At 60.4% G+C, this 12,108-nt stretch carries 15 protein-coding genes; 10 read left to right on the plus strand and 5 right to left on the minus strand.

The features are described 5' to 3' along the window. Positions 1 to 8 precede the first annotated feature (8 nt). Positions 9 to 596 (minus strand): PilZ domain-containing protein, encoded by a 588-nt coding sequence (locus AC788_RS07090; RefSeq protein WP_049859966.1) that lies wholly within the window; start codon positions 594 to 596, stop codon positions 9 to 11. A 95-nt stretch (positions 597 to 691) separates the two neighbouring features. Between AC788_RS07090 and AC788_RS07095 the strand changes: the two genes are divergently transcribed. From AC788_RS07095 to queF, 4 genes are all read left to right on the plus strand, one after another. Continuing rightward, positions 692 to 1,942: a lipoprotein-releasing ABC transporter permease subunit gene (locus tag AC788_RS07095; RefSeq protein WP_049859967.1), complete on the plus strand. Its 1,251-nt coding sequence runs from the start codon at positions 692 to 694 to the stop codon at positions 1,940 to 1,942. Between the two features lie 7 nt (positions 1,943 to 1,949). Beyond that, a complete protein-coding gene (lolD, locus tag AC788_RS07100) occupies positions 1,950 to 2,633 on the plus strand; it encodes a lipoprotein-releasing ABC transporter ATP-binding protein LolD (RefSeq protein WP_177327954.1) in 684 nt (227 codons plus the stop codon). A 28-nt stretch (positions 2,634 to 2,661) separates the two neighbouring features. Continuing rightward, positions 2,662 to 3,906, plus strand: coding sequence for a lipoprotein-releasing ABC transporter permease subunit (locus AC788_RS07105; RefSeq protein WP_049859969.1), 1,245 nt, complete (start codon positions 2,662 to 2,664; stop codon positions 3,904 to 3,906). 103 nt (positions 3,907 to 4,009) lie between these two features. Further along, a complete protein-coding gene (gene queF / locus AC788_RS07110; protein WP_049859970.1) occupies positions 4,010 to 4,840 on the plus strand; it encodes an NADPH-dependent 7-cyano-7-deazaguanine reductase QueF in 831 nt (276 codons plus the stop codon). Positions 4,841 to 4,889: 49 nt separating this feature from the next. Here queF and AC788_RS07115 read toward each other — a convergent pair whose 3' ends face one another. After that, complete coding sequence (locus tag AC788_RS07115) at positions 4,890 to 5,153, minus strand: DUF4404 family protein (RefSeq protein ID WP_049859971.1); 264 nt, start codon at positions 5,151 to 5,153, stop codon at positions 4,890 to 4,892. A 272-nt stretch (positions 5,154 to 5,425) separates the two neighbouring features. On the opposite strand from AC788_RS07115, the gene AC788_RS07120 reads away from it, so the two are divergent. Then, positions 5,426 to 6,127 (plus strand): MlaA family lipoprotein, encoded by a 702-nt coding sequence (locus AC788_RS07120; protein ID WP_049859972.1) that lies wholly within the window; start codon positions 5,426 to 5,428, stop codon positions 6,125 to 6,127. A 55-nt stretch (positions 6,128 to 6,182) separates the two neighbouring features. Here the strand turns inward: AC788_RS07120 and AC788_RS21270 are convergent, their stop codons facing one another. After that, complete coding sequence (locus AC788_RS21270) at positions 6,183 to 6,485, minus strand: PilZ domain-containing protein (protein WP_082223604.1); 303 nt, start codon at positions 6,483 to 6,485, stop codon at positions 6,183 to 6,185. 287 nt (positions 6,486 to 6,772) lie between these two features. Here AC788_RS21270 and rssB point away from each other — a divergent pair, with 287 nt between their 5' ends. Together rssB and rssC are read left to right on the plus strand one after the other, a co-directional pair. Next, complete coding sequence (gene rssB, locus AC788_RS07130) at positions 6,773 to 7,957, plus strand: two-component system response regulator RssB (protein WP_049859974.1); 1,185 nt, start codon at positions 6,773 to 6,775, stop codon at positions 7,955 to 7,957. Continuing rightward, positions 7,954 to 8,436, plus strand: a complete 483-nt coding sequence (gene rssC, locus AC788_RS07135; protein ID WP_043190372.1) for an anti-sigma factor antagonist RssC — start codon at positions 7,954 to 7,956, stop codon at positions 8,434 to 8,436. Before rssB ends, rssC begins: the two co-directional genes overlap by 4 nt. A gap of 75 nt (positions 8,437 to 8,511) precedes the next feature. Here rssC and tal read toward each other — a convergent pair whose 3' ends face one another. Together tal and dusA are read right to left on the minus strand one after the other, a co-directional pair. Next, positions 8,512 to 9,441: a transaldolase gene (tal, locus tag AC788_RS07140; RefSeq protein WP_049859975.1), complete on the minus strand. Its 930-nt coding sequence runs from the start codon at positions 9,439 to 9,441 to the stop codon at positions 8,512 to 8,514. Between the two features lie 180 nt (positions 9,442 to 9,621). Further along, a complete protein-coding gene (dusA, locus tag AC788_RS07145; protein ID WP_049859976.1) occupies positions 9,622 to 10,632 on the minus strand; it encodes a tRNA dihydrouridine(20/20a) synthase DusA in 1,011 nt (336 codons plus the stop codon). 533 nt (positions 10,633 to 11,165) lie between these two features. Here dusA and AC788_RS07150 point away from each other — a divergent pair. The 3 genes from AC788_RS07150 (at position 11,166) to AC788_RS07160 (ending at position 12,055) form a co-directional block, all read left to right on the plus strand. After that, positions 11,166 to 11,387 carry a CopG family transcriptional regulator gene (locus AC788_RS07150; protein ID WP_049859977.1) on the plus strand — a complete coding sequence of 74 codons (222 nt, stop codon included), beginning with the start codon at positions 11,166 to 11,168 and terminating at the stop codon, positions 11,385 to 11,387. Further along, complete coding sequence (locus AC788_RS07155) at positions 11,387 to 11,668, plus strand: hypothetical protein (protein ID WP_049859978.1); 282 nt, start codon at positions 11,387 to 11,389, stop codon at positions 11,666 to 11,668. The genes AC788_RS07150 and AC788_RS07155 overlap by 1 nt, the downstream gene beginning before the upstream one ends. A 204-nt stretch (positions 11,669 to 11,872) precedes the next feature. Further along, on the plus strand, positions 11,873 to 12,055 hold the full coding sequence (locus tag AC788_RS07160) for a hypothetical protein (RefSeq protein ID WP_049859979.1): 183 nt from the start codon (positions 11,873 to 11,875) through the stop codon (positions 12,053 to 12,055). Positions 12,056 to 12,108: the final 53 nt, after the last annotated feature.

Below are 12,108 nucleotides of genomic sequence, written 5' to 3' on the forward strand. Positions count from 1 at the left end.
TGTGTGGGTCAATCGATGGCCGGGGCTTGCCGCTCGCGCGCCTGGCGGCGTTGTAGTTGCTGTCTGTGCAGGATGTAGCGGGCCAGCAGTTGACGCTGGGCGTCGCTGATGTCGATGAACTGGGTACCGATCTCGAACTGGTCATCACCCACGGCAGTGCAGCTGGTGACGCTTGCCTTGAGCGACAGGCCGAGCGCCTGTGGCATCAGCGCGATGCGCAGGGTCAGGCGCGTGCGCTCGGTCATCGGCTGCTGCTGGAAGAACGCCAGGCCACCTTCGGACAGCACCACCGGACGAGGTTCGCCGATACGCTCCAGCAGGGTCTGCGCGACCAGTTGGCCGAGCAGGTCGATGCGCCGGTTCTGCGCCTTGAGCACAGCCTCCACGGCGCGGTTGGTTTCGCTTAGCTGGCGCAGCAGGTGCTGGGTTTCGAACTCGGCCAGGTGCATTTCACCGAGCAGGTCGAACAGCGGTGACGCATCCTGCAACACGTCTTCACCTGCCGTCTCGACCTCCGGGAGTATGGTGATTTCCAGTGCGATGCGGTCATCGATGCGATAGTATTCGCGGCGATCTTCTTCATCTGATGTCGTCATGACGAACCCGGGGTAGAGGCGATGGTCCGAGTGTAAAGCTGCTCGTCACGCCCTGCCAGCAGGACGTCTCCTCTTTCACCCGAACAAGCCCCGACATGTTCAGACCTCTTTTCGTTTTCATTGGCGCGCGCTACACCCGTGCCAAGCGACGCAATCATTTCGTGTCGTTCATCTCCCTCACATCGATGATCGGTCTCGCCCTGGGGGTGGTCGTGATGATCGTCGTGCTGTCGGTCATGAACGGCTTCGATCACGAGATGCGTACCCGCGTGCTGGGCATGGTCCCCCACGCTACCGTCGAATCCGGCCAACCCATCGGCGACTGGCCAGCCCTGGCCGCGCAGGTTCGGCAGAATCCGCAGGTGGCGGCGGTCGCGCCGTTCACTCAGATGCAGGGTTTGCTGACCCATGACGGGCAGGTCCAGAAGATTCTGCTCAATGGCATCGATCCTGCGCAGGAGCACAACGTCTCGATCATCGACGCCTTCGTCAAGCAGGGCAGGGTCGATGACCTCAGGCCCGGCGAATTCGGCCTGATGATCGGCGACAAGGCCGCGACCAAGCTGGGCGTCGGTGTCGGCGACAAGGTGACCTTCGTGGCACCGGAAGTCACCGTCACTCCGGCCGGCATGTTCCCGCGCATGAAGCGCTTCACCGTGACCGGCATTTTCCACGTCGGTGCCGGCGAGCTGGACGGCTACCTGGGCCTGGCCAACCTCGAAGACCTGGGCAAGCTGCACCGCTGGAAAGCCGGCGAGGTGCAAGGCTTGCGTCTGAAGTTCGAGGATCTGTTCCAGGCGCCACGCGTGTCCTGGCAGATCGCCCAGCAACTGGGCGACCAGACCTACTATGCCCGCGACTGGACCCGCACCCACGGCAATCTCTATCAGGCCATCGGCATGGAAAAAGCCATGATCGGCCTGCTGTTGCTGCTGATCGTCGCCGTGGCCGCGTTCAACATCATTTCCACACTGGTGATGGTGGTCAACGACAAGAAGGGCGACATCGCCATTCTGCGCACCCTGGGCTCGACGCCGGGGCAGATCATGCGCATCTTCATGGTCCAGGGCACGGTGATCGGCGTGGTCGGCACCTTGATCGGCGCCGCTGTCGGCATTCTTGCGGCCTTGAACGTAAGCGCCGCCATTGCCTTGCTGGAAAAGGCCATCGGCCACAAGTTTCTCAACGCCGATGTCTACTTCATCGATTACCTGCCGTCGCAACTCATGGCCAACGATGTGTTCATGGTCTGCGGCGCGGCGTTGGTCCTGAGTTTCCTCGCCACCCTGTATCCGGCCTGGCGCGCTGCGCGTACCCAGCCGGCGGAGGCGTTACGTTATGAGTGAGTCGGGCATGAGTGAACAAGCAGTATTGAGTTGTCGCAACCTGGGCAAGTCCTACGAGGAAGGCCCGGAATCCGTGGTGGTGCTGGACAACCTGCAACTGCAGCTGCACGCCGGTGAGCGAGTGGCCATCGTCGGCAGTTCCGGCTCGGGCAAGAGCACCCTGCTCAACATGCTCGGCGGGCTCGATACGCCCAGCCGCGGCAGTGTCTGGCTGGCCGGGGAAGAGCTCTCGGCGTTGAACGAGCGGGCCCGTGGCCTGCTGCGCAACCGCGCTCTGGGGTTCGTCTACCAGTTCCACCATCTGTTGCCCGAATTCACCGCGCTGGAAAACGTCTGCATGCCGCTGCTGATCGGCAAGACTGCGATCCCCGAGGCCAGGCAGCGTGCTACCGCATTGCTGGAGCGTGTCGGTCTGGGCCATCGGTTGCAGCACAAGCCTGCCGAGCTGTCGGGGGGTGAGCGTCAGCGCGTGGCGATTGCCCGCGCCCTGGTGAACACGCCTGGCCTGGTCATGCTCGACGAGCCCACCGGCAACCTCGACCACCACACGGCGCAAGGCATTCAGGACCTGATGCTCGAACTCAGCGTATCGCTGCGCACCGCGTTTCTGGTGGTCACCCACGACCTGAGCCTGGCGCGACAGATGGACCGCGTGCTGCGCCTGGAAGATGGCCGCCTGGTGCCGATCTAGCTTCTTTTTTCTAACGGGTTACCTCTGCATGTTCAGACCCTTGTCAATCTTCGTCGGCTTGCGCTACACCCGCGCCAAGCGTCGCAAGAACTTCATTTCGTTCATCTCCATGACGTCGATGATCGGCCTCGCCCTGGGCGTGCTCGCGATGATCGTGGTGCTGTCGGTGATGAACGGCTTCCAGCGCGAAATGAGCTCACGCATTCTGGGCATGGTGCCCCATGCCATGATCCAGGGCGTGAAACCGCTGGACGACTGGCGGCCGGTGGCTGCCGCAGCCATGAAAAACCCCGAGGTCCTGGCGGCCGTGCCGTTCACCGAACTCGACGGCATGCTGTCGTACAAGGGCATGATGCAGCCGATCCAGATCAGCGGTGTCGATCCGGCTCGCGAAGGCGAAGTGTCGATCGTCGCCGATCACATCGTTCAGGGGCGTCTGGACGACCTCAAGCCCGGTGAGTTTGGCGTTGTCATCGGCGAGATCACGGCCAGGCGCTTCCGCCTGAACGTGGGCGACAAGATCACCCTCATCGTGCCGGAAGTCAGCACTGCACCCGGTGGCATCACCCCGCGCATGCAGCGCCTTAACGTGGTGGGGGTGTTCAAGGTCGGTGCCGAACTGGACGGTTCCATGGGCCTGATCAACGCGGCGGATGCGGCCGAGATGCAGCGCTGGCAGCCGGGTCAGGTGCAGAGCGTGCGGCTCAAGCTGAAAGACCTGTACACGGCCCCTGAAGTCAGCGCCGCCATCGTCAAGGGCCTGGGCACGGGCTACAAGGCCGACGACTGGACCCACACCCAGGGCAGCCTCTTCAGCGCCATGAAGATGGAGAAGACCATGATCGGGCTGCTGTTGCTGATGATCGTCGCGGTGGCGGCGTTCAACATCATTGCCACCTTGATCATGGTAGTGAACGACAAGGGCGCGGATATCGCCATCCTGCGCACCATTGGCGCCACGCCCCGGCAGATCATGGGCATCTTCATGGTCCAGGGTACGGTGATCGGCGTGGCCGGTACGGTGATCGGCGGTGTGCTGGGCGTGATCGCCGCAATCAACGTCAGCACCATCGTCGGCTGGCTGGAGCGCGTCACTGGGCAGCACATCTTCACCTCGGACGTGTACTTCATCAGCAACCTGCCATCGGAGCTGCAGGCAGGCGATGTCATGCTGATCTGCGGGGCTGGGCTGGTGCTGAGCTTTCTCGCGACCCTCTATCCTGCCTATCGGGCCTCGCAGATCGAGCCTGCGCACGCCTTGCGTTACGAGTGAGCCATGGCAACGGTGGCGCGGTCCTGTAACCGCGCCACCGTTGCCATGCAGGGCGGCGGCAAATTCGCTAGACTGATGCCGTTCATTCAGTCAGGTTTATGTCATGCACCCCGCAGCCGAACATTCCCCGCTGGGCAAGTCCAGCGAGTACGTTTCCACCTACACCCCCTCCTTGCTGTTTCCCATTCCTCGCGCCGCGAAATGGGCCGAACTGGGCCTGAGCGCCGACACGCTGCCCTATACGGGTGTGGATGTATGGAACTGCTTCGAGCTTTCCTGGCTGCTGCCTTCGGGCAAACCGGTGGTGGCCATCGGTGAGTTCAGCATTCCGGCGGATTCGCCGAACATCATCGAATCCAAGTCGTTCAAGCTGTACCTGAACTCGCTGAACCAGACGCCGTTCGCCTCGGTGGACGCGCTCGAGAAGGTGCTGGTGCAGGACCTGTCCGGCGCAGCCGGCAAGCCGGTGGGCGTCAAGGTGCGGCGGTTGGAGGAGGTGGAGGCCGAAGGCGTGGTCAGCCTGCCGGGGGTGTGCATCGATGATCTGGATATCACGGTCAGCAGCTACGATCACCCGCAGCCGGAACTGCTGCGTTGCGATCCGGCCAGGATTGTCGAGGAGTTCCTGCACAGCCATCTGCTGCGGTCCAACTGCCCGGTCACCAGTCAACCGGACTGGGGCAGTGTGTGTATTACCTACACCGGCGCTGCGCTGGACCATGCCAGCGTGCTGGCCTACCTGGTCAGCTTTCGCCAGCATTCGGATTTTCACGAGCAGTGCGTGGAACGGATCTTCACTGATCTGCAGCGCCTGCTGCAGCCGCAGAAGCTGACCGTGTTCGCCCGCTATGTGCGGCGCGGCGGCCTGGACATCAACCCCTACCGCAGCACCGAAGCACTGGATTTCGCCAACGGCCGACTCGTGCGCCAGTAACGCGGCGATTCAACAGCCGCTGGGAACGGCGGCTGTAGGGGTAACGCGCTCAGATGCCGATGTTGCCAAGGGTCTGGACAATGTTGCGCAACGCGCCGGCCACGCCTGGGTGATCGACTTCGAAGCGCTCCACGGCCAGGTTCACGTTGTCGGCGACCGAGTTGTCGGCGGTGGCGTTTTCCAGTTCCATGCGCGCCTTGATCTGTTCCATCAAGGCGCGCATGTCTTCGCGCTCCTCGAGCGACAGCGTCTGGTTCTTGTCCAGTTGCTCGCGCAGTTCATCGAGCTGTTCTTGCAATTCGCGGGCTGGCATGACGTTCTCCTTGAGTGATAGGCACTTACATGGACCGCACCCGGTGCGCAAAGGTCCGTATCGACCCTGTCTGATTCGCGGTTGGCAGGGTTGCGAACCCGTCCGCGAGTGAACTTGAGGGCAGCCCGGAAGTCTGGCATGGGTACGTTCAGAACCTGGCATCCACCTGCGATCGCAAGTGCACTGCCTAATCGGGTCTGGACGCCTTATACTGGCTCACAAATTTTTGGACGGTCGCCTGCGGCCGAATCGTATCTCAAGGAGTAACCTGTATGCGTCTGACCGGTTCAGCTGTGATAGACCGAGTGGCTGGAGCCTGTCTGCTCCTTGGACTTGCCGTGGCCCCCATGGTCGCCCAGGCTGCGGAAGAAGATCCATGGGAGCCGGTCAACCGTGCGATCTTCCGGGTCAACGACACCCTGGACACCTATGCACTCAAGCCTCTGGCTCAGGGCTACCAGTGGATCACCCCGCAGTTTCTGGAAGACGGCATCCATAACGTGTTCAGCAACATCGGCGATGTCGGCAACCTGGCCAACAACGTCATGCAGCTCAAGCCTGCGGCGGCCGGTACCGATACGGCGCGCTTGATCTTCAATACCACCTTCGGCCTGTTCGGCTTCTTCGACGTGGGCACCAAGATGGGCCTGCAGCGCAGCGACGAAGATTTCGGCCAGACCCTGGGATACTGGGGTGTGAGCAGCGGACCCTACGTGGTTCTGCCCCTGCTGGGCCCAAGCACCGTCCGCGATGCGTTCGCCAAGTACCCCGACACCTACACCTCGCCGTACCGCTACATCGACCATGTACCGACCCGCAACACGACACTGGGCGTGAACGTGGTCGATACCCGCGCCAGCCTGCTGTCGGCGGAAAAGCTCATCAACGGCGACAAGTACATCTTCCTGCGCAATGCCTATCTGCAGAACCGCGAGTTCCGCGTCAAAGATGGCCAGGTCGAAGACGATTTTTAATTGTAACCAGGCATGAAAAAGGCGACCCGAGGGTCGCCTTTTTCATGCCCTGCATTCACTCCATGCTGAGCGTATGCAGGCCTATGGTCTGCGCGCCTTCGTGCCCCGAATCTTCCACGCGTATCACTTCGGCCTGAACATTCAGGTCGGTGAGGGTAGGGTGGTTCGAGGGCAGATGGACGCTGACCTGGTCCCCGACCCGCAACTGGGTGCGGGCTTCCAGCTGCATACCGGTGCTCGAAAGATCCTTGCATACGGCGGGAACTACAACGTCGCCAACCCGAAGGTCGACCTGGGCATCCACGGTCATGCGGATGAAATCACGTTTCTCACTGTAGTCACGATCATTGACGCTCATGGCTTGTCCTTCGATCTGGTTGCTATTATTGACGTTTTTATAACCAAGGGTAATTTGCCGGGCGAGCCGCTCTGGCTCGTGTCGCAACACCCTTGAAACGCTTGCCGGATGGGAGTACCGTCTGCGCCTTACAAGGCACCTCTGCATCCGCATGCGCAGGGCACCCAGCGCTTGTATTCGCCTCTACGAGAGGCTAGAAGTAAAGGTAGGCGATCCATTGCTGTCTTCGCCAGGTTTTACTTTGCTGACCTACTTACGACAACCAATTTCTGGCGCCGTTTGCCCACATGCAGAAAACCAGTGCAACGCTGCTGATCATCGATGACGACGATGTGGTGCGCGCAAGCCTTGCGGCCTACCTCGAAGACAGCAGCTTCAGCGTGCTGCAGGCGAACAATGGCCTGCAGGGCCTTCAGGTATTCGAGCAACAGCAGCCCGATCTGGTCATCTGCGACCTGCGCATGCCGCAGGTCGGTGGCCTGGACCTGATTCGCCAGGTGACCGAGCTGTCGCCTGATATCCCCGTCATTGTGTTGTCCGGTGCCGGTGTGATGAACGACGCCGTCGAAGCACTGCGTCTGGGCGCTGCGGACTACCTGATCAAACCCCTGGAAGACCTGGCCGTTCTGGAGCATTCGGTTCGGCGCGCACTGGATCGCTCCCGGTTGTTGCTGGAGAACCGGCGCTATCGCGAGAAGCTGGAAACGGCCAACCGTGAACTGGAGGCCAGCCTGCACCTGTTGCAGGAGGACCAGACCGCCGGCCGCCAGGTGCAGATGAACATGCTGCCGCAGAACCCCTGGAGCACCGACGGGTTCAGTTTCGAGCACCAGATCATCCCGTCGTTGTACCTGTCGGGGGATTTTGTCGATTACTTCAGGGTCGACGAGCATCGCGTGGCGTTCTATCTGGCCGATGTCTCGGGCCATGGCGCTTCATCGGCATTCGTCACGGTGCTGTTGAAATTCATGACCACGCGCCTCATGTTCGAATCACGGCGCGGTGGTTCGATGCCCGAGTTCAAGCCATCGGACGTGCTGGGCCATATCAATCGTGGTCTGATCAACACCCGCCTGGGCAAGCATGTCACCATGGTCGGCGGCGTGATTGACGAGCACACCGGGTTGCTGACCTACAGCATAGGCGGGCATCTGCCGCTTCCCGTGTTGTACACCCCTGAACGGACGCGTTACCTGGAAGGGCGTGGTCTACCGGTCGGCCTGTTCAACGAAGCCACCTACACCGATCACGTCATGGCGTTGCCGGAGCAGTTCAGCCTTACCCTGTTTTCCGATGGGATACTGGACCTGCTGCCGGGTGAGACGCTGAAGGAAAAAGAAGCTGCATTGCCTGAGATCGTCAGCGCAGCGGGCGGCAGCCTGGATGGCTTGCGGCAAACGTTTGGACTGGCCACACTTGGGGAGATGCCGGATGATATCGCCCTGATGGTGCTGAGCAGGAACCTTGCATGAGTACTGGTAGAATCCAGTTTGCGGAACAAAGCGGCACGTTCGTGTTGAAATTCGTGGGAGAGGTGCGCCTGACGCTTTGCTCGGCGCTGGATGCGACGATCGAGCGGATCTTCACCGCTCTGGATTTCTCCGCCATCGTCATCGACCTGACCGAAACCCGCAGCATCGACAGCACCACCTTGGGCTTGCTGGCCAAGCTGTCAATCATGTCCCGGCAAAAAGTAGGATTGCTGCCGACCGTGGTGACGACCCACGAGGACATCACGCGCCTGTTGCAGTCCATGGGATTCGATCAGGTGTTCAACATCGTTGGCCGTCCTATTCCGTGCCCCGACTGCCTTACCGATCTGCCCTCGCAGGACCTTTCCGAAGATGTCGTAAGATCCAAGGTGCTGGAGGCGCACAAGATTCTCATGGGTCTGAACGAGTCCAACCGTGAAGCCTTCCATGACTTGGTCAACGCCCTCGAGCGCAGCTGAGACTTCCAGACAGCTCTTCCGGCCATAAAAAAGGCGACCTTGCGGTCGCCTTTTTTCATGTGTCGCCGTGCTGAATCAGGACACTTTTGCAGTGAGCAGGGTTTCCAGCTTCTCCTGGTCACGCGCAAACTGACGAATGCCTTCGGCCAGTTTTTCGGTGGCCATTGCGTCTTCGTTCGATGCCCAGCGGAACTGAGCCTCGGTCAGGATCTGCTTTGGCTCGCTGGCATTGCCAGGCTTGAGCTTGCGCTCCAGGGTGCCTTCATCTTCCGCCAGCTTGTGCAGCAGCTCCGGGCTGATGGTCAGGCGATCGCAACCGGCCAGTTGTTCGATCTGGTTGATGTTGCGGAAGCTGGCGCCCATGACCACGGTGTCGTAGCCGTTGGCCTTGTAGTAGTTGTAGATGCGGGTTACCGACTGCACGCCTGGATCTTCGGCACCGGTGTATTCCTGGCCGGTGGACTTCTTGTACCAGTCGTAGATGCGACCCACGAACGGCGAAATCAGGAACACGCCGGCATCGGCGCAGGCCTGTGCCTGAGCGAAGGAGAACAGCAGCGTCAGGTTGCACTGTATGCCGGCTTTTTCCAGCTTCTCGGCGGCACGGATGCCTTCCCAGGTGGAGGCCAGTTTGATCAGGACGCGCTCGCGGCCCACGCCGGCCTTTTCGTACAGGTCGATGATCTGGCTGGCCTTGGCCAGCAGAGCCTGTTCGTCAAAGGACAGGCGTGCGTCCACTTCGGTGGAAATACGGCCCGGGATGGCTTTGAGAATGCCGGTGCCCACGGCGACCGCGAAGGTGTCCGAGGCCAGGCCGACGTCACCGTTGCTGTCGCTGATGGTCTTTTGCAGCAAGTCCTTGTAACCGTCCAGGGAAGCTGCCTTGAGCAGCAGCGACGGGTTGGTGGTGGCGTCGACCGGCTTGAGTTTGGAGATGGCGTCGAAGTCGCCGGTGTCGGCGACGACGGTGGTCATTTGCTTGAGTTGTTCCAGCTTGGAAGTCATGTGCGTGCTCTGTCCTTTGCGAATGGATGACGTTACCCGAGCGCTGCGTCTGGCTCAAGGGCCAACGGTGTGCAGCAGGGGAAAGGGCGGTGGTAGATCTACATTCGAGTGTCTTGCCGCGCGACGGTTCAATGGATCGAGTATGCGCTCCTCGCCAGGCCCTGGCGCACCGCCCAGCGATCAACGGCCTTCGAGCAGCGCCCCGGCCTGATCGAGCAGCGCCAGCGGATCATCGGCCTTGTGGATGTCCACCGACAGCAGTTGGCGAAATTTGCGCGCGCCGGGAAACCCGGTACCCAAGCCGAGCATGTGCCGCGTGACGTGGTGCATGGCACCGCCCGAGGCGATATGTGCGGCGATGTACGGACGCATCTGCCGCAACGCATCGAAACGACTGATCACCGGTGCGTCGCTGCCGAACAACTGCTGGTCGACCTGCGCCAACAGATAGGGGTTGTGGTAGGCCTCGCGACCCAGCATCACCCCGTCGAACGTCTGCAAGTGCTCCGCACATTCTTCCAGGGTCTTGATGCCGCCATTGAGGATCACTTCCAGGTCGGGAAAATCAGCCTTGAGGCGCTCGGCAACGTCATAGCGCAACGGCGGAATGTCGCGGTTTTCCCTGGGCGACAGCCCTTCGAGAATGGCGATACGCGCGTGCACGGTGAAACTGCGACAGCCGGCCTCCCGCACCTGCCCGACGAAATCGCACAACGCTTCATAACTGTCGCGGCCATTTATCCCGATGCGGTGCTTGACCGTGACCGGAATCGACACCGCATCGCGCATGGCCTTGACGCACTCGGCCACCAGCGCCGGATGCGCCATCAGGCAGGCCCCGATCATGTTGTTCTGCACACGATCACTGGGGCAGCCCACGTTCAGATTGACCTCGTCGTACCCATGTGCCTGCGCCATGCGTGCACACGCCGCCAGATCAGCCGGCGTGCTGCCGCCCAACTGCAGCGCAATTGGATGCTCGGCCTCGTCGTAGCGCAGGAAACGCTCGTGGTCGCCATTGAGCAGGGCGCCGGTGGTGACCATTTCGGTGTAGAGCAGGGTGTGACGCGAGAGCAGGCGCAGGAAGTAGCGACAGTGGCGGTCGGTCCAATCCATCATGGGGGCAACGCTGAAGCGGCGGGAGGGCTCCAGGCGAGGTGTGGCGGGCGTTTCAGCTACATTCTGTACCATTTTACTCTGCGCATTTTGTACCAGTTTTCGGGTGTTTTCGTGGGGCGGGCGGTAAGTTGTACCACCTTGACTATGACCTTTACCGCTTTCGCCGTGGCCATTATTCGCTTGGGAAAACGGGCGGACGAGGGGGGTGCTACACAGGTCGGATCTGTACGAAACGTTATGGGAGGCAAGTCTACCAAGACGCTTGGTCGTTCGGGCGAAAACAGGTTGGGTGGGCGTTTCGTTGGATGAGTCAGGAGGGCGTAGGTGAGTAGTTTTCAAGCGATGTTTGACGTCAGTGATCGGAACACGATCGCCGAGGCGGATCAGGTCTTCTAGGCGGCGGAGGAGGGTGGAAATCGGACTCATGTCCCGGATGGTGCGCCGAGCGAAGACACTATGCATCAAGGGGGTGATGTTGGAGAGGGTTTTACATTCGGTAGCGAATAAGCGGCCTGGTAACGGACTCTGATGAAGCGTTTTGATGGAAGGGATGCTTAAATTTGCAGTACTATTGCAGTACTTCATGACACAACGGGAGAGTCGCCATGCCTCGCATGACATTAGACCTAAGCACCGAGATTGACGATCGCCTTACCGAAATCGCCGCACGTCGCGGCATCAGCAAGGCTGACGCCATGCGCCGAGCGTTCGCGCTATTGGCCATCGCCGACGAGGAGAAGAGCAAGCCCGGCAAATTCTCGTTGGGTATCGTCCGCGAGAAAGATGACCACACGCTTGAAGCCGTTGGTCGGGTGGTGGGTGTTTGATGACGCAAGAGCATATGCACGCGGGAGACCGGAATATCGAGGATGTTTTCGCGTCAGATGATCACGGCAAAAAGCCAGTTAAGCTTGGAGAGGGCGATAGGCTCAAATTCGCTCAGCAGATACTCGGCGGTTTATTTGTGGTCTCTTTGTTGGTAATGGGGGGATATGCGTTCAATCCTGACAATAAGGCGTGGGCGGAGATATTTGAACTGATAAAGGTGGGCGCGCTGCCTTTGGTAACGCTAGTGATTGGTTTTTATTTTCCGAGCTCAAATCGGTAAGTACATGCTGAAAGAGGGTTAATCACGGAGCTTTTGATAGCCATTGGCCTGGATGAAGGACATAGACACACGTAAGGCGCGGCCCTGTAACAGATGTCTTTCCACGTGTCGCCAACTCGACGTCGTTCGGCGCCACCTTCATTCTGATGTCATGGATGACCGCAAGCACACAGTTTTCACTCGCGAAAATCAGGAGGATCCACTATGGCCAAGAAAGCCAACAACCCGTTCTACTTCGCCAGCGTCCCTCTGATCGCAGTCGGCTGTGCCTTCGCAGCGATCGGCGCCTCAGGTCAGGAGGCTTTTGGATGGACGTCCATAGGGCTGCTGGTGCCTGGCCTGGCTTTGCTGGTTGCAGGGCTTATGAATAGGCGTCGGGCGAGCTGAACACGTCTATCAACCGATTCCGCACATGGAAGGAACGGGATCATCGGTACAGG

Source organism: Pseudomonas sp. RIT-PI-a, assembly GCF_001187875.1.
Lineage (GTDB): Bacteria > Pseudomonadota > Gammaproteobacteria > Pseudomonadales > Pseudomonadaceae > Aquipseudomonas > Aquipseudomonas coleopterorum.